Annotated in this window: 13 protein-coding genes; 7 read left to right on the top strand and 6 right to left on the bottom strand. The window is 45.3% G+C overall.

The window, feature by feature from the left end:
• Nucleotides 1-9 precede the first annotated feature (9 nt).
• From CES81_RS06745 to cas9, 3 genes are all read left to right on the top strand, one after another.
• Nucleotides 10-987 (top strand): bile acid:sodium symporter family protein, encoded by a 978-nt coding sequence (locus CES81_RS06745; protein WP_089121173.1) that lies wholly within the window; start codon nucleotides 10-12, stop codon nucleotides 985-987.
• Nucleotides 988-1,096: 109 nt separating this feature from the next.
• Nucleotides 1,097-1,411, top strand: a complete 315-nt coding sequence (locus CES81_RS06740) for a metal-sulfur cluster assembly factor (RefSeq protein WP_089121172.1) — start codon at nucleotides 1,097-1,099, stop codon at nucleotides 1,409-1,411.
• Nucleotides 1,412-1,695: 284 nt separating this feature from the next.
• Nucleotides 1,696-4,965 carry a type II CRISPR RNA-guided endonuclease Cas9 gene (gene cas9 / locus CES81_RS06735; protein WP_089121171.1) on the top strand — a complete coding sequence of 1,090 codons (3,270 nt, stop codon included), beginning with the start codon at nucleotides 1,696-1,698 and terminating at the stop codon, nucleotides 4,963-4,965.
• A gap of 212 nt (nucleotides 4,966-5,177) precedes the next feature.
• Here cas9 and CES81_RS06730 read toward each other — a convergent pair whose 3' ends face one another.
• Together CES81_RS06730 and CES81_RS06725 are read right to left on the bottom strand one after the other, a co-directional pair.
• On the bottom strand, nucleotides 5,178-6,758 hold the full coding sequence (locus CES81_RS06730; RefSeq protein ID WP_089121170.1) for a bifunctional metallophosphatase/5'-nucleotidase: 1,581 nt from the start codon (nucleotides 6,756-6,758) through the stop codon (nucleotides 5,178-5,180).
• Nucleotides 6,759-7,752: 994 nt separating this feature from the next.
• Complete coding sequence (locus CES81_RS06725) at nucleotides 7,753-9,984, bottom strand: cation:proton antiporter (protein ID WP_180949749.1); 2,232 nt, start codon at nucleotides 9,982-9,984, stop codon at nucleotides 7,753-7,755.
• A 471-nt stretch (nucleotides 9,985-10,455) separates the two neighbouring features.
• On the opposite strand from CES81_RS06725, the gene spx reads away from it, so the two are divergent.
• Nucleotides 10,456-10,854, top strand: a complete 399-nt coding sequence (spx, locus tag CES81_RS06720; RefSeq protein ID WP_089088435.1) for a transcriptional regulator Spx — start codon at nucleotides 10,456-10,458, stop codon at nucleotides 10,852-10,854.
• 119 nt (nucleotides 10,855-10,973) lie between these two features.
• Here spx and CES81_RS06715 read toward each other — a convergent pair whose 3' ends face one another.
• The 3 genes from CES81_RS06715 to CES81_RS06705 form a co-directional block, all read right to left on the bottom strand.
• Nucleotides 10,974-11,306: an ATP cone domain-containing protein gene (locus CES81_RS06715; protein WP_089088434.1), complete on the bottom strand. Its 333-nt coding sequence runs from the start codon at nucleotides 11,304-11,306 to the stop codon at nucleotides 10,974-10,976.
• 247 nt (nucleotides 11,307-11,553) lie between these two features.
• The gene (locus CES81_RS06710; RefSeq protein WP_089121168.1) at nucleotides 11,554-12,024 is read right to left on the bottom strand and encodes a C40 family peptidase; all 471 of its coding nucleotides are present in this window, start codon (nucleotides 12,022-12,024) and stop codon (nucleotides 11,554-11,556) included.
• Between the two features lie 325 nt (nucleotides 12,025-12,349).
• A complete protein-coding gene (locus CES81_RS06705) occupies nucleotides 12,350-13,234 on the bottom strand; it encodes a linear amide C-N hydrolase (protein ID WP_089121167.1) in 885 nt (294 codons plus the stop codon).
• Nucleotides 13,235-13,408: 174 nt separating this feature from the next.
• On the opposite strand from CES81_RS06705, the gene CES81_RS06700 reads away from it, so the two are divergent.
• Nucleotides 13,409-14,053, top strand: coding sequence for an LVIS_2131 family protein (locus CES81_RS06700; protein ID WP_089121166.1), 645 nt, complete (start codon nucleotides 13,409-13,411; stop codon nucleotides 14,051-14,053).
• 222 nt (nucleotides 14,054-14,275) lie between these two features.
• Here the strand turns inward: CES81_RS06700 and CES81_RS06695 are convergent, their stop codons facing one another.
• Nucleotides 14,276-14,833, bottom strand: coding sequence for a M15 family metallopeptidase (locus CES81_RS06695; protein ID WP_089088430.1), 558 nt, complete (start codon nucleotides 14,831-14,833; stop codon nucleotides 14,276-14,278).
• Nucleotides 14,834-15,146: 313 nt separating this feature from the next.
• On the opposite strand from CES81_RS06695, the gene CES81_RS06690 reads away from it, so the two are divergent.
• On the top strand, nucleotides 15,147-16,664 hold the full coding sequence (locus CES81_RS06690) for a YfcC family protein (protein ID WP_089121165.1): 1,518 nt from the start codon (nucleotides 15,147-15,149) through the stop codon (nucleotides 16,662-16,664).
• 338 nt (nucleotides 16,665-17,002) lie between these two features.
• A complete protein-coding gene (locus CES81_RS06685) occupies nucleotides 17,003-18,337 on the top strand; it encodes a M20 family metallopeptidase (RefSeq protein WP_089121164.1) in 1,335 nt (444 codons plus the stop codon).
• Nucleotides 18,338-18,499: the final 162 nt, after the last annotated feature.

Genomic DNA, 18,499 nt, shown 5'->3' with positions numbered 1-18,499 from the left:
GATTTGCTTATGAATAAGATTGAAAATTTTGGTAGGTGGATGGGTCATTGGTTCACACTCCTGGTGGTTGTTTGGGCAGCTGTGAATTATTTGTTGCCGCAAACCAGTGTCTGGGTGGTGCCAAATACATCGTACTTATTAGGAATTATCCTATTTGGAATGGGGCTCACATTAAAAGGTGAAGACTTTGCTCGCATCGTTAAAAAACCGGTACCAGTTATCTTAGGAACGGTCGCACATTACATGATTATGCCTTTTGTGGCATGGATTTTGTGCTTGATTTTTCACTTGAGCGGTGCGACTGCTGCGGGGGTTATTATGGTGGGCTCTTGCCCAAGCGGTACATCTTCAAGTGTGATGGCTTATCTTGCTGGTGGGGATGTTGCACTGGACGTTTCAATTGAAACGTTATCAACGTTGTTGGCTCCCATTGCCTTACCTGGATTATTATTGCTTTATGCTGGACGATTCGTTGCTATTCCAACGCAATCCTTGTTTTTGAGCACTATCCAGATAGTCCTCGTACCCATTATTTTAGGGGTCGTGATTCACTCCATTTTCGGTAAGAAAATTGAGACCGTTACGCGGGCATTGCCACTGGTATCTCAAACGGCTATTTTACTGATCATTGGTGCAGTTATCTCGGCTAATCACGCGGAATTGTTTACGGCGGCAACTGCCTTGGTTATTCCGGTAGTGATGTTGCATAACTTGTCAGGTTATGGATTAGGGTACCTGTTTTCTAAACTGATTCGTTTGAAGGATCCACAACGAAAAGCAATTACGTTTGAAGTTGGGATGCAAGATTCAAGTTTAGGGGCAACGTTAGCGATGAAATACTTTTCTCCGGCAGCTGCTATTCCATCAACCATCTTTAGTATCTGGCACAATATTTCCGGGTCGATCCTCTCGTCATATTGGCGCGGGAAAGCTGAAAAGAAGGCTAATCAAGTGGCGGAATCAGTTGTAACGGCAGAAGAGCAGTAGTATTTTTAATTGCATGATAGCTAGTAAATAACGCATGGGCAGACCTGCTCATGTGTTATTTAATTAAATTTAGATACTGAATTACCGTTAAGTAGATGGGGGATCTCAAATGCAAAACAATAGTTTGTTTAAGAGTCAGGCACTAGCGGCTTTAAGAAACGTGATCGATCCAGAGCTAGGGGTGGATATTGTTAATTTAGGCTTGATTTACGATGTTGATTTAATAATGAGTGGTATCTGTCATGTATCAATGACATTAACCATCGCAGGTTGCCCAATGACAGGTTATCTGGACCATGCAATTAAGGCGGAACTAATGAACCTGACTGAAGTTGAGCAAGTTGAGATCACGCTGGTTTGGGAACCAGCGTGGTCGGTGAAAAAAATGTCGCGACAGACGCGCTTGGAACTGGGGATTCATTAAGACATTAGCTGATAAACTTAATTTTCCAAAGCTAGTATTAAAATGGTTAAGATTAATAAATGATTAAAAAATTAGAGGAAACGGGTGACATTTTAATTTAAAATCGCTATAATAGCATCATATATAGACAACTTGAGTTTGAGTTGCATTCTTACTTAGTAGGATTTGTAAGGATACTATGATAAGGCGTTCTACGGAACTGCCGTAAAGCTCTCGCCCCTATCTCAGACTGAGGTGGGGGCGATCTTTTTCATAGCGTCAATTTCATTGAAGAAGGTGACCAGATGAGTTATTTGATTGGCTTGGATATTGGTGTTTCATCCGTTGGCTATGCCGTTTTACAGACGGATGGTCAGGGACGGCCAAACAAGATCCTTACACTGAACAGTGTCATGTTTCCAAAAGCGGAGCAGGTCAAAGATGGTGCCTCATTAGCATTGGAAACACGTCAGCACCGAATTGCCCGTCGGCGATACCGCCGAGCACGATTTAGAAAGAAACGGGTCGCACGGCTGTTTAAGCGGATGGGTTTATTAACACAAGTGGAGTTAACCGCTTTTTTTAGTCAAAAACGTGCCCATCAAGACATTTGGCAGTTACGGGTCCGTGGTCTTGATGAACAACTGACTAACCTGGAATTATTTGAAGTGTTATATTATTTAGCCGGTCATCGCGGCTTCAAGTCTAATAGTCAAGCCGAGCTTACAGGGCCGGCTTCCAAAAACGATTTTGAATTAGGGCGATTGTTACATTCAATTCAAGTAACCAAGCAAATTTTTCAAAGCGGGCAGTACCGCACTTTGGGCGAGATGATGGTTAATGATGACCATTTTCAAGCATTTAAACATAATAAGGATTATTTAGAAGATCCATTGGTTCAGCCCCTACGTGAATGGATCGAGTCAGAAGCGCGACTCATTATTAACAGCCAAAGACGATTTAACACCAACATAACGGCTGCTTTTCAGCAAACCTACATAGCAATTTTAACGAGTCAACGCAATTTTGATCAGGGGCCGGGAGCTCCCAGTAGATACGGTGGCAACCTGATTGAAAAAATGGTGGGAAACGATATTTTAGATCCAAATGAAATGCGAGCGGCCAAAGCGACCCGCAGTTACTGCGAGTTTCAACTATTAAAAACAGTGAATGAAATTCGGCTCATCAGTGAGGATGATCGCAACGGTACTTTATTGACGGCGGTCCAGCGGCATTCACTGCTTGCTTTCGCCCATCAAAAGCAACGCTTGGATTTTTCCCAGGCCAGACGCGTGCTCGATTTAACGGATCAAGAACGCTTTAATTTGGTTAATTACGCTACGGATAAAGACTTTAAAAAAACCGAAAAACGCCATCGAATTATCGACTTTAAACCAGTCAATAATATAAAAAAGGCCTTGCAAGACAGTCTTTACGCGGATAACAGTGACCTGATCGATCAAATCGGCACAATTTTAACCAATTATTCAAGTGGTGAATCTAAACGGCAGGCTTTAGCTGAATTGACGGTGTTATCGGCTGTTGAAATTGAGCGTTTATTGAAGCTGAATTATACTTCTCATAGTCTATATTCACTTAAAACGATGCGGCAGCTTTGGCCGTATCTTTGGCGGGGACGCAGTTTTGAAGTTGCCGTTGAAACGGCGGGGTATGCACTAGCCAATCAGCAAATTGACCGTGAGTATTTGCAGCGTAACCTGACTAGTCCGGTAATTAAAAGAGCTGTGATGACGGCACTTAAGGTAGTGAAGCAGATCGTTCAAAAATACGGGCGGCCAGATGCGATTCGCCTTGAAACAGCAACTGAGCTTACCCGGTCGTTTCAAGAACGGATCGACGATGAAAAGCGTCGCCAAAAACATCAAAAAAGCAACGCGAAGCTTGCTGAACAGCTAGCGGAGATCGGGGTACCTGTTAACGGCGAAAACATTTTAAAGCAGCTGCTGTACACCGAACAGCAGGGCATTGATCTTTATAGCGGTAAGACCATTAATGCTGAGCAGCTATTCTGCAACGCAGATTACCAGATCGATCACATCGTGCCCTACTCGCTGAGCTACGATGATAGTTACTTAAACAAAGTGGTGACAAGTACCGCTAATAATCAGAATAAGGGAAATCAGCTCCCGTTAGCGTATTTGGCGGTTGAAAAGCAGTCAGGTTATCGCGAGCGAGTAGAACAAATCATCAGTTCGTTTTATAAACGGCAACGCTTATTAAAAGCCGGTGCGACTTTAAGCGATCAGGAAGGATGGTATCATCATAATACCGGTGATGGTTGCTACGTTAACCAGTTACTGGAACAGTATTTTTGTCAAAACGTTAAATTCACATCTCAATATCGAGTACCAGTAACGTCGATCAATGCGCGGATGACAAGGCAGCTGTTACGCCGGTTTAGTATCACCAAATTGAGTCAAGAGACGGATTTAAAACACGCTGCTGTTGCGGTGATGACTGGTTGCCTGGTGCCGCCATATTTGCGGACGCTTGCCCGCTACAGTGAGGCACGAGAAATCAGTCATCATAGTGCACTCGGGTCAGTATTTCAAAGATTTGATCATAAAATTAATGATCTGCAAGATAATTACATACAGGTTAGTAATCAAATACCGCTGCCGTGGTCAGAGTTTAAAGCTGAGTTAAATGGCCGGCTTTCGACTGATCCAGCGAAGGTCATGGCGCGGCAGCATTGGCAACATTACCAGCCACAAGAAATTAAGCAGTTACGACCCTTATTTGTTGTGCGGCTTACCCGACGCAAAATCATGGGGGAGTTACATAAAGAGACGGTATACTCTAAAAAGCAGTTAGCCCAAACTGGCCTGATTTTGCAGCGAGTGCCAATCAACACTCTGAAACTATCTCAGGATCAAAGTAAAATTACGGGGAACAAAGGCGTCTATCAATTAGCCGAAGACGGGGGCAACAAAGCTGTTTATGAGGCAATTAAAAAAGCGTTGATCCTGGCTGGTGGCAGCGGTCGCCAGGCATTTACTGATAATCGGCTGACAATAGCTACACGCAAAGGTACAATGACCATTACCAAAGTTAAAGTGGCCAAGAAAGCCACATTGGTAACCCCAGTTAGACAAGGAAAAGGGGTCTGCGGACAGTCGCATCTAGTCCGAGTAGATATTTTTCGTGGTAATCGCGGATACGTTGGTGTACCAATTTATCCAACTGATTTAGGCAGTGACGCGTTGCCTAGCCGGGTGATTACACCACGAAAAGCTTATTGTGACTGGCAAGTACTGCAAAAGCAGGATCGCTTTATTTGCTCACTTTATCCAAATGATGCCATTCATATTGAACGTAAGCGGCCCATTCGGCTTAAACGGTCTGATGATCAAATAACCAGTTGTACGAGTTTAGATTGTTATTTTTCCAAGATCAACATTGCAACCAACAGTCTGACGTTTAGAGCACACGATAGCAGTTACACGATTCAGGAGGTGACGCTGTCGAGCTTAGATCTGCTGCAACGCTACCAGCTGCAATACATTGGTGAAAGGCGGTTGATCAAACACGCGACTCGATTGAATGAAGTTTAAAAAAAGGCCGGTCTGCATCGGAAGATGCTGACCGGCCCTTTAACTGAGTAGGATTTGTCAGGATACTATGACTAAAATAGCCACGAGTTTAATTGCTCTCAGTTAGTAGGATTTGTAAAGACACTATTATTTTAAATTAAGAAAATTATAGCACATGAAATATAGAAGTAATAGCGGTTTCTGAAATATTCTGTAGTATCATTTTTAGCCTATTATTCCGGCTCGTTTACCACTTCAAAATTGTGATCGGCTGTTGCTTTAATCACCGAGTGGGCCCTCAGGTAATCGGCAATTAGTTGACTCATCGGAGTTTTATTTTCCGCAATGATCTTATCTGCGCGGAACATATCATAGTGGCCGCCGCCACCAGCACGGTAACGGTTCAAGACAAGTTTGAAGGTTTGCTCGTCGGTGACAGGCTTACCCTTGTACAGCAGCTTATCAATACGGTGGCCGACCGGTTTAGCAACGTTGATCCGGTAGTTGATACCTTCATACATATCATAATTATAATGGCGTAATTTCGGGGAATAAAATGCCGGATTAACAACGATTTGATCGTTTAAATTAAGCGTGAAATAAGTCGCAGCTTTTTCAAGGGCCGCCTTTAGTTCTTGGCCGGTGACGAGTTCTAAGGCCAGACCATCTGGATAGACGTAGTTCGTCATGATGTTGCGCATGGTGATGGGGTTTTCAAATCCGTGACCTTCATTATTAAATAGTGAGGTTGCAGAAATATCAGCACCCATCGTGGTCATTTGTACGTGCTGAATAAATTCGGTGTAGGCAGTTTCGTTCATTCTGGCCTTCTGAGCACTTTTGAAGGTCAGATCACCATCTATCTGTGCCAACGGCTCAGCTAGCCAGTGATCCACCTTTTTATCAAGCTGATGACTATAAATGGCAACGTTTCGGTCAAACTCGGCGTTTTTTGTCTCAATTAAATGAGCGCCTCTGTCAGTGATGATGTACCCACCATCCCTTGACGGTTCTAGATTAATAATGATTTTACCGACGGCTTCACCGCGGTAACCAGGCTGCGTCACCGGCACGTTGAAGACCTTGGTCGCTATTTTACGGTGCTGATGCCCAGTGATCAAGGCATCGATCCCTTTGACTTCAGAGAGCAGCTGATAAGCTTCATTTTCGCCGTTACTCAGCGATTCAATGATTTTGCCCGTCTTTAAATTACGTTCAAAACCGCCATGATAACATACGATGACAACGTCGGCGATTTTCTTCAGCCGAGGTACTAATTCCTTAGCAACCGAAACAGCAGTGTGGAAGTGGACTTCTTCGTTGACGTTATCATGATTCTTCCACTGTAATACGGCGCGGGTCGTTAATCCTAAAATAGCAATTTTGATGCCAGCACGTTCAATGATTCGGTACTGCTGACCAAAAAGCGGCCGGCCAGCACTATCCAGAATATTTGCGTTGACAACTGGGCGGTCACTAGCAGCCAGCGCGCGCTCCAAGTAGTCAGTCCCATAGTCAAACTCATGGTTGCCTAAAATTTCGGCATCGTAGTGGATTTGATTGTAGATCCTGGCTAGCGGCAGCGGGTCTGAATGCGGTTGCACCTGAGCGACATAGTAGGCTAAAGGTGAACCAGCTAAAAAATCACCATCATCAATGGTGATTACCGGCCCCGGTGCTGACTGCTGTTCCTTAGCAAGCACAGTTGCGGCCCGAATGAGTCCAAACGGCATGTTTGCTCTGGGCTTGACGTAATTAGTTGGAAAAATAAAGCCGTGCGTATCGCTGGTTGAAAGAATCGTGAGTGTGACCATTTCGTTTCCTCCAATGCGGTTAGTAATGTTATAGAAAATTATAGTTTTTTTCTGTCGGGATAGCAACTCGGTGAATACCAGTGTTATGTAGAGGAGTTGGGGTGATTAAGGGCGTGACTAAAATTCAGGCTGGGTTCTGGCGACTGAGCTTAGTCGGGCTACAGCAAGCAGAGACTTGCACCTAGTGAAGAAAAGGCATAAATCCAAGACCGGGATTTCCACCTTTTCCCCACTAGGCTCCAGTCTCTAAGCGCTTGCTTTCGCACCCTGGATTTAGTCGGGTTCCAGCAAGCAGAGACTTGCACCTAGTAGGAAAAAGGCATAAATCCAAGCCCGGGATTTCCACCTTTTCCCCACTAGGCTCCAGTCTCTAGGCGCTTGCTTCCGCACCCTGAATTTAGTCGGGTTCCAGCAAGCAGAGACTTGCACCTAGTGAAGAAAAGGCATAAATCCAAGCCCGGGATTTCCACCTTTTCCCCACTAGGCTCCAGTCTCTAAGCGCTTGCTTTCGCACCCTGGATTTAGTCGGGTTCCAGCAAGCAGAGAGCTGCATGTAAGTGACAGCCAACTAAAATCCAAACCCGGGATTTTTGTCGTCCGCCCCTTACACTCCGCTCTCTAGGCGCTTGCTTTCGCACCCTGGATTTAGTCGGGTTCCAGCAAGCAGAGACTTGCACCTAGTAGGAAAAAGGCATAAATCCAAGACCGGGATTTCCACCTTTTCCCCACTAGGCTCCAGTCTCTAGGCGCTTGCCTTCGCACCCTACAAAAAAAGATCCACCCGGGGGAGGGTAGATCCAACATAGGAGTAGGCATTTTCGTGATGGGGTTCACGGAAATTTATTTTACTTTGGAGGAGTAAAATGAAAAAGCTTACTTAATATCCTTAAATATTAGGTTATTAGTAATATAAAGCCGAAATGTGAAGAAAGTGTGAAGATAACATAACAGTTTGGTAACCAAATGGTTATTTTTCGATAGTTAAGCCCCTCATTTAATTGCCGTTCTGCATATAAACCATCTGGTCCATCGAGATTTTCTTATGAAGTTCATCCACCAATTCGCTTGAGAGATGTTCGTGCTGACTGACGCCCTGCACGTAGCTGTATTCAAATTGAAAGGCCATTAAGAACAGTTCGTTTTCTTTCTCGCTCGTTTCTTCACTCTTAGTTCGCCGCGTGTGACGCTGATTGTAGTAGTGACGAAGGACGTCGATTTCCTGGCGGTTATCGTCGGTTTCAATGGAATCGAGGTAGCCAATGACCCGGTTATAGCCGATTTCGCTTAACTTACCAAACGCTGCCCGTGCTTCCCGACTCACGTTTCGGCCGTGGCCTTGTGGTCGGCGCCCATGACGGTGTCCGCGAGCTGGCCGCACGGCAGGGTTAGTTTGCTGAGCCTGCGGTAAATTGTCGATTTGCTTGACGGCAGGCAGTAATTTTGGCGTAGTTGATTGTGCCAGCTGTTTTTGCTGTCTGCTCTTTTGTTTATCAGTAGTAGGGAGTTTGTCGTTTTGATGGTCGCGATAGAATTTTTGAAATTCATTAAATTCCTTGGTCTGACCGTGTCCTTGGAGCGATTTCATCTTCGCTTGACGCGTTTTCACAAAGGCCTTATTGAAGTGGTTGCGAGAGGCTTTAGGGAATAAACGAAAACCGAGCATTTTGACCCACATTTTAGCTGTTTCCCAAGGTGTGAGAAAAGCGAACTGTGATTGAAAGAGTACCGCACGAATATACTGCCAGCCAATGGCGGCGTCAACTTCACCCTTGTCGATCATTTCTAATGTGGTTGACTGCTCCACTTCCTCGGTCTGTTCCAGCAACTGATGAACCAGTTTAGAATTTGCGTTTTTTCGGTACTGGCTTTTTTGACTGTTTAAAATTTCAATGACGCCGGGTAACGCGCCGGATTGATCGTTTAAACTGCGCAGCTGATCGATCGCGAAGTTGACCATTTTGACCAGTTGTTCACTAAACTCATCAGCGGAGTAGGGTGCCTGTTTATTTGGCAAGAGAAACGGCAACAATAAAGTAGGGACGATCATACTAAGCAAAATGATGATGCCAGCAATCAAAATAATGGCGCTGCGAAACGGGAAAACGTGGTTAGCCACAGTTAGGGGTAACGAGAAGGCCATTGACAGGGTAATGGTACCATGAACACCGCTCAATGCCATCACGACACTATCTTTGATACGAGTCTCCTTAAACGGCAGTGAAACCAAGTTAAACATGCACCAGAGGAAACGCATCAGCGTCATCAGCAGATACAAGCCCACCGCGGTCATGAGTAAAAGTGGTAAGTCACGCATTTCAGTAGTTGAAAGGTCATTCCAAACGCTTGGGATCGAAGCCCCCAGTAACACGAAGACGAACCCGTTAAGCAGGTTGGTCACCGTTTCCCAGGTGGTCTTGGTGACCACTTGAGTTTGAGTTGAAGTTAACCGCAGCCGCTGACCCTGGATACCGTGAACGATGCCGGCAGCCACCACGGCTAAAATACCGGAAAAGCCGAAGTGTTCGGCGGTTAAGTAAACAATAAACGGCGTCAATAAGCTAAACGGCAGGATGACAGAGATGGTGTCCAGCGTTTTACGCTGAAAGAACACCCGGATCATGACGATGAGCATTCCAAGAACGGCGCCGACTGCGATTCCGCCTAAGAAGACGACCAAAAAGTGTTCCGTTCCTTGGGCCAGCGAAAATTCACCGGTACTAAAAGCAGTCAGTGCCAGATCCATGGCCACGATGCCGGAAGCATCATTGAAGAGTGATTCATTTTCTAACGCCCCCATGACGTGTTCGGGGACTTCAATACCAGACGTAATTGAGGTCACGGCTACGGCATCTGTCGGTGTGACGATCGCAGCTAATGCAAAGCACAGCGCTAACGGCAGGGTGTGCCAGAGAGTATGAGTGAGCGCACCGCCGGCGAGGATGGTGACCAATGCCAGCACAATGGCTAAGGACAGTGTGGAGCTGATATTTTTGCGTAAACGGTGCATGTCGGTATTTTGACCGTCATTAAACATTAGTGGCGCGATGATCACCAGCATAAAGATTTCCGGTTCCAAATGGAAATGATTGAAAAGCGGTACTAGCGACAGCAGTATTCCCGCAATAATTTCGTAAAAGGCCAGCGGAATTTTCGGATAAATGGCGTAGATAATGTTGGCGGCAATCGCGGCAACCACTAGCAGCAAAATTGTAAAGAACGAAGTCAATGAAACCACTCCCCCAAATAAGTTAAATAAATTGTAACCCATGTTTTTATTGATTACTATAATCTCATCACTTACGGTGCAATAACAAATTCACTAATGATTAAACTCAAATATTGAGTGTCAAATTTAACTTCCAAAGAGTAAGTAACCCCAGGTAAATCGGGGGTTTCAGCACGTTATAACGGATTCATAAATTGATAAATCAATTTTATAAACGTACACAAGATGATTTTGTTATAACAAGCGTGGTTATAACATTTTCAACGATTTTCACCAGGAAATATAAATATCTTTTCACAAGGGGAAAACTATAAAAGTAGTATTGAATTTTTCTAATTTTGATGGTATTATGAACTTGTTCGTGATGAGGTGTTGGGGACTTAGTAATAAATGAATTTAAGATGCACCTTTGCTTTTGTTTTAGTTTTTTATTTGTTACTAGGAAAAGCGAAATAAAGGAAGTGCTTAGATATGATTAATTTATATGTTGCACCAAGCAGTGCTTCAAGCCGTAAAGCTCGTGCATGGTTAGAAGATCATCACATTCCGTTTAAGGAACGTAACATTAAGTCCAATCCACTTAATGCCGATGAAGTTAAGCAGATTCTGCGTTTAACCGAAAACGGCAGTGAGGACATTATTTCTACGCGATCAAACGTCTTTAAAAAATTACACATCAATTTAGATGATTTAGCGGTAAGTCAGTTAGTTAACTTAGTTGTTAAGTATCCTGATTTAATTAAGCGGCCAATTATCTTTGATGATAAGCGTTTGGAAGTTGGTTACAACGAAGAAGAAATTCGCCGGTTCTTACCGCGTGAAGTTCGTGTAGCCGAGTTACGCGACTTAGAATCACAGCTGAGTTCATAATTTAATATTAACGTACAGCAGCATCTCAATTTGAGATGCTGCTTTTTTGTCTAGAGTAAAAAAACAGCTTGACGGTTAAAAAACTGACCGTCAAGCTGATGCTGATTAAAAATAGTAAGTTAAAAGTTAAAGAAAGACAGTTGTTTAAACTGATCCTGTTTAGTGGCAGATGGACGATACTCCGAATACCGCTTGGCTAATTCAGGATGTTCAAGCAGGTTCAGAGTCGAAATGATCAACTGGCGAATCGTTGCCGTGTCAATCTGGGAGTAGCCGGCAATTTGGGCAAGAACAAGGGCGTTGATACGACGGATCAGACGGTCATCGTGCGTTAAGTGGTTTAAGCTACGAAGGATTTTCCGCGCGTCAAAGAGCGCTTTTTTTCCGTTTTTCTTTTCCACAAAGCGAACCGTAATCTGAATGTGTGATTGTTGCGGCTTTTGTTTGTTCACGGCTTAAGTCTCCTTTTTCTCGATATGTTAATCGTAGAACATCTGTTTGAAAAAAGCAACAAGATATAGCATAACTTTATCATTTTTCTACCAGATGTGGTAGATGCTTCGTTTCGACGCCTAACAGAGCGTTAGCTGCCGTTTTTAAGCGGTCCAACTGCTGATTACTAGCAGAAAGAACATAAATGATACAAAAAAACCTGATTATCCAACTGATAATCAGGTTCTGGGGTATTTTTTGTTATGATTAATCTAAGGGCGTTACTCGAGCGGTACCAACATGGTGCCACCAAGGGGCCTTAACGGATTCAATGATCACACCGCGGTTTTGAGAATCAATCATTTTACCGTGGCCAATGTACATCCCAACGTGGCTGATACTGTGCTTACTGCCACCAAAGAAAACCAAGTCACCCTTCTTAGCGTGGGCGTATGAAACTTTCTTAGAATTGTTGTATTGTGCTTGGGCAGTACGCGGGATGACTTTTGAAGCACCCTTTCTGTAGACGTATGACGTCAAGCCTGAGCAGTCAAAACGTGAAGGACCAGTTGAGCCCCAGCCGTATGGTTTGCCAAGTTGACGGCTAGCAACTTTATAGATCTTTGAGTAAGAAGGTGTGTCGGCTTTTGCTGTGGTACTGTGAGTCATATTGGAAGCAACTGTAAAACCGAATACTGCAATTGCTGTTAACGCAAGTTTAATAAACCATTTCTTCATAATTCTTAAATATCCCCTTTTTATGTAGTGCAACTTTTTAAAATTCATATTTGTCTTAATCAATTCAACGAGACTAAGTGTATCAATTGTAGGTTACAGTAATGTTTCAGTGAATTATCTATTAGATTAATGAATACGACAGAAACGTAATTTTTGGCTGAAATACCATTTTTAGAGCCGTACTGAATGCTGGTACTACAAGCCTTAGCTGTTTATTTCAGAATTGTAACAAACGCTGGAAAATTGGGGAAATTTTCATCAAAATAAAGCAAAAAAACCGCAATTAGTTTTAAAATCACGGTTTTGAGGACTATTTTTCAGTTGATTACAGGTTAATTTCCGATTGCGGTGTTCCATCAGTTGGTAATTGCAAATAGCGCAGATGGGACATATCGATGATACTAATGTAGTGGGTAAAATTATGGTTGGTCGGCTGCTTGCCGGTTTGTTTTGGAATGACGACCTGATCAAGAATGGCTTTCGCTCGTGACACGGCAGTTTTTGCCGCTGCCGGTTGGGGCTGGCCCCAAAGATTGATGGCTGTTCTAATGAAGCGGTTGGTGGGAATCGGACCTTCTGGCAACGGCTTGTTATCCCTTAACCACTGACTAGCAGCGCTTGGCAAGTGAGCAGAGTCAGTAGTTAAAAAGCGGTTAACACGTTTCTGGTGGTCGGCTAATTCCGGCGTGTTGGTCAGGACGTGTAAGGGATCATCAATTAATCGCAGCGAGTGTGCAGTTGGCTCCAGTACGGCGACGGCGCCAGTGCTGTCAGCTAACAGCCAGTGGAAGGGGTAGACCTTATTTTCCGCGTACCAGACTTTACCTATCAGGGCCACGTTTTTCAGGTCAGCAGCGACTTCTGCTACGGTACTGTGCTGGCTAAGCACCCACAAGATCAGGTCCTGAGGGGTCAGGTTCGTCATATCGGCCTGCGGTTCATCATAGTAGTGAACCCGGTTGGGAAAGTACAGTTCGGCACAGCTCAGCCCGGCACTGTTTAAACCGTCGCCAAAAAGGTAGTGTTTGTTCAAGTGGCGCGCGGAACCGACGATGCGGTACTGGGTGAGGTGTTGTTCACCTAAAATCGGCCGCCATTTCGTGCCGGCTTTAAGAACGGTGGGCCGCCATGGATCAACGTTGGGAAAGTCCATTGTTCGAGCCAGCAGGTGGGTGCCATCTGCCGCTGTTAACGTGAGACTGGTACACATTTCAAAAGCCCCCTAGTTGTGTTGTATAATGCTATTATAGGCTAGTGAAACAATTCTACCTAAGGACTTGTTTTTAAGGCGCACTTTCGATAATCTAGAGGGAAGTTAAGCGTTTCTCTAGATGGAACAAAGCGATAAAAGCGTTAAATCATGGATGAGAATGGGAGAATAAAAATGAAATCAGCATGGAATTTAGTCGGCATGGGGCTGTGGCTCCTGCTATTAATTTACTTAATTTGGATGGTGCACGATATGCGGGTGCGCCGGCTGAAGCTTTTAGTGAAAGAGAAGCGCTCCTGGTCGTGGCAAAACATCACTCAATCAAGTCTTGAACTGGTCATTTTTCTGCTTGGCTTATGGGGCATGGGCTACACCACGTTGTTTCAGGATGTACGTCAGCTTAACCCTCAGCGTGTGACGGTTTCCTACCAATATAAGCCGTTGGTTTTGGATACCAGTATGGCTGACAAATCGGATTACGTGATCGTTAAGACGGGTAATGGCCGTAAACCGGCACAATACTATACGTTCTATACGCAGGGTGAAAAAAACATTGTACCCGGTGACAGTGCCACGGTTTCGTCAGGGAAACACCCCATTAACCTAGTAGCTTCATCGTATAAGTGGAACAAGGCCAAGGTTAATCAAATGGAAAAGCGGCACCAAAAAGCTTGGGTCGGCGTGGTTGAGACGACCTATAAGAAGAATTTCTTAAACGGGATCGGTCTGCACGCGGGCCGTTTAGCTAACCGCTTTACGTTGATTCGGGTGCCGGATCACTCTTTTGTTAAACAAGTGACTGATAATAACGAACAGTAAAACAAAATCAGCAATACGAAAAGCACCGCCCTTCACATAAAGGGCGGTGTCTTTTTGAGTTAACTCGTGTCCAATCCTGATGGGGTTGGGGGTAATCACCATAGTCAAGCCTGGTCGTATATCTACGGAGCCACGTACTTGAACTGATCGTTTGGAGGTGGTAATCACCATGTAATAGTATAGTCAGTTTCGGGCCGAATGTTTAACATATGGCTCATATTTTTAGGGCTTAGCGTAATCGTTGGGATCGGCTGACAGCGGACCGTACTGATCCATCTCCGCGTCACGGTAATCCCACCACTCGTTTTCATAACCGACAAAGCCGGCAGCTGTCATGGCAGCAAGTAAGGTTTGATAATTTTTTTCTTGAGTGGCCGTTCGGGGGTAATCGCGGACGGCTTTACCAGTAAAGTCATCAAAGCCCGTTTGCATTTCCACTTCCTGACCGTTCAAATCAGTGAGGGTCAGATCGAAGGTTACCCCTTTTTGATGGGAGTAATTCGGGTTGGGTTCGGCCACCCAAGTAGGGTCCGAAACCACTTCGAACAGCTTTTCCTGCGCCTCCACGGGTCGATAGGCATCCCACACTTTAATACGGAACCCTTGCTGTTTCAGTGCTTTAGCAGCTTTACCAAGCTTTTTAGCGGTTCCCGTGCGAGCAATCGCGGTCGTAAAGTCATAGATCACGCGGCCGGTAAAGTTGTCGGTAGTGGCGTACTTAAGGTCGACAATAATGTCTGGATCTGCGTCTTGAATGTTCATGAAGCCATCTTCAATCATTAATATCCCTCCTGTGATGACATTTTCAAGGGGATTATAGCATAGGTCCGATGGAAGTTGATACCCGCAAGCATCACAATATTGATTGGCTAATTTTAAAATTAGCCCTAAGCCCGCCAAGACGACATGATGATTAACGCCCAATAATTAGAGAAAGCTTTAATCAGATGACACAGAGGTTAGTAGATAAGTAAAGATTAATGATAATAATCAGTAAAAAAATTAGAAATTTTCAAAGAATGGTCATAATTTGGTTACTTATCTCCGATAAACTAAAAATTGTAAAAACAATCGTATTAAGGAGATGAGGACGATGCAAGCACCGAAAACGGAACCCAAAAAAAGACGGTTTAAAATGCCGTCAGCGTATACCATTCTGTTCATGATCATTGCGTTAGTAGCCATTTTGACCTGGATTATTCCAGCTGGGGCTTATAACACAGATAAAGCTGGCAATATTATTGCGCATACGTATAAATCCGTGACCGCCAACCCGCAAGGTATTTGGGATGTCTTTATGGCACCCGTTTACGGGATGATCGGTAATGACCATACTGAAGGCGCAATTTCTATTTCGTTATTTATTTTGGTAATCGGGGGCTTTCTTGGCGTCGTTAATAAAACGAAAGCCTTGGATGACGGTATCGGTGCTGTCGTCCGCAGATATAAAGGTAAAGAAAAACGCTTGATTCCAATTTTAATGATTTTGTTTGCGTTAGGCGGAACGACTTACGGGATGGCGGAAGAAACCATTGCGTTTTACCCACTGCTGATTCCCGTCATGATTGGTGTCGGGTTTGATTCACTGACCGCGGTGGCAATTATTTTAGTCGGGTCACAAATCGGCTGTTTGGCGTCTACCGTGAATCCGTTTGCGACGGGGGTGGCCAGTCAAACACTGGACCTCTCCATGGGACAGGGAATTTTCCCGCGGTTAATTTTACTGGTGATCACACTGATCGTGAGTATCTGGTACGTATACCGCTACGCGTCAAAGGTTGAAAAAGATCCTAGCAAGTCTGCCATATTCGAACAGCGTCAAGAAGACCTTGACCGCTTCTCCGTAAGTGATGCGGATGATGCCGGTACGATGACTGGTCGGCAAAAGGGTGTCCTAACGTTATTCGGGCTGACTTTCTTACTGATGATTATCGGCTTGATCCCTTGGAGTACGATCAATGACAAATGGACTTTCTTTGAAAGTGCAACGAAGTGGTTAGCGGGTATTCCGTTCTTAGGCAACTTATTAGGTAGCGACATGGTACCGATGGGTGACTGGTACTTCTCAGAAATTACCATGCTGTTCCTATTAATGTCAGTAGTTGTGATGTTCGTTTACAAGATGAAGGAAGCAGATTTCATCAACGCCTTTATTAGCGGAATGGCGGACTTCCTGAGCGTAGCAATTATCGTTGGGGTGGCCCGTGGAATTCAAGTGGTGATGAACGATGGTTTGATTACCGACACGGTGCTGCACTGGGGTGAACTGGGACTTAAGGGCCTTTCAGAAAGTGTCTTCATTATCATCACGTACATTTTCTACATCCCAATGTCCTTCCTGATCCCGTCAACTTCAGGCTTAGCGTCGGCAACGATGGGAATTATCGGCCCAATGGGTAAATTTGCGGGCGTGGACGGCAGTGTTGTGATTACGGCGTACCAAGCAGCGTCGGGCTGGGTAAACTTGATTACCCCAACCTCAGGTGTTGTGATGGGGGCTTTGGCCATTGCGCACATCAACATTAGCGTGTGGTGGAAGTGGATTGCTAAACTGATGATTTATCTGTTCATTGTTAGTTGTGTGTATTTGGGGGTGTTGGCGATATTGTAAGGTGCAAGGTGCGGATACAGGCGGTTAGAGACTGGAGCCTAAGCTGATGCCGGTAAAAATCCCGGTTTTGGATTTATACCGGTATTGGCTTAGGTGCAAGTCTCTGCCTGGAGTAGCCCGATTAGGCAAGGTGCGGAAACAAGCGGTTAGAGAGCGGAGTGTAAGGGGCGGGCGCCGAAAATCCCGAACTTGGATTTTGGGTGGCTGTCCCTTACATGCAGCTCTCTGCTTGTTGTAGCCCGATTAGGCAAGGTGTGAGATGCAGCTCTTTGCCTAGTGCAGCTCGATTCAGCAATATAAAATTATCCCCCGACACAGAAAAAAAGGAGGCCCAAAACATGCAAACTTACATCAAACCAACTCACAAACAAGCCGCCGTTGACGCGCTAAAACGGCTGGTAAAACATCCTTCGAGTACCACTGAAGCAGTTCCAGGCGCGCCGTTTGGCCAGCCCATCAGAGATGCCCTAGATGAAATGATGCGGATCTGCGCCGAATTGGGGTTTAAAACCTACACTGATCCGGACGGCAATTACGGTTATGCTGAGGTTGGCGAAGGCGAAGCAATCTTTGGCATCCTCGGACACGTCGACGTTGTTCCGGCTGGTGATGTAGCCGATTGGCACCATGACCCGTTTGACCTTACCGTGGAAAACGGTGTGATGTATGGTCGGGGTGTTCAGGATGATAAAGGGCCGTCAGTGGCCGCATTATACGCAGTTAAGGCGCTGATGGACGCTGGCGTGACCTTCAAAGAACGGATTCAGTTCATCTTTGGGACTGACGAAGAGACCCTTTGGCGGGGAATTGCCGTGTATCAGCAAAAAGAAGAACCGATCACTCACGGTATCGCCCCAGATTCCGAGTTCCCGGTGACGTACGCCGAAAAGGGCTTGCAGCAGTCCTACTTTGTGGGGCCGGGCAGTACTGAATTTACCCTGACAATGCAAAACGCGTTCAATGCCGTACCGGCTAAAGCACAGTACAATGGGCCCAAGTTAGCGGAAGTGAAAGCGGCACTGGCTGATCTTGGCTTTGACTACGACACCGATGAGAACGGCATTACGGTCACCGGAAAATCCGTCCATGCCATGTTAGCGCCGCAGGGCACTAACGCGGTGTTGCGGCTGGCGATGGCACTGGATAAAGTCTTTCCGGACGGCCCGCTTGGGATTATCGGACGCTGTTTTAAGGAAGACGCGACCGGTACGAACTTAGTCGGCGAGGTATCGGATGAAGCCTCCGGTCAGCTCACCGTTAATATTTCAAACATTGAAGTGAGCGAAAAGGAGACCCGGATGCAGGTGGACATGCGAATCCCGGTAACCGTGGACCATGACGAGCTGATTCAAAAAATGACCGAGAAAGTGGCGGCGTTTGGTTATCGTTATGAGGACTTTGATTATTTGGCACCGCTATACGTACCGAAAGACAGTGAGTTAGTGGAAAAATTAATGGCTGTCTATCATGAAGTTACCGGTGATGATACCGGGCCGCAGGTTTCTGGCGGCGGCACCTACGCGCGGACGATGAACCAGTGCGTGGCGTTCGGAGCGATGCTGCCAGGTGTCCCAGACTACATGCACCAGGTTGACGAGCAGTGGGCAGTCGAAAAAATGGTCACTGCCATGGAAATCTATGCAGCTGCGATCAAGGCGATTGCCGGGCAATAACCGTTAATAATGAGGGCACAAAAAGGGATTGCACTTTAGTTCAATGTCTCAAAATTTAGATTCTAGCCATGTAACGCAAAAGATGCCAGTTCCGACGAACATTGTCGGAGTGCGATAATCCCTTTATGGTTGTCAGATGAAATACAATAATTCATCTGATGA

It is taken from the genome of Secundilactobacillus pentosiphilus, assembly GCF_002217985.1.
GTDB classification, from domain to species: domain Bacteria; phylum Bacillota; class Bacilli; order Lactobacillales; family Lactobacillaceae; genus Secundilactobacillus; species Secundilactobacillus pentosiphilus.
This window is presented reverse-complemented; position numbering and strand designations above follow the sequence as displayed.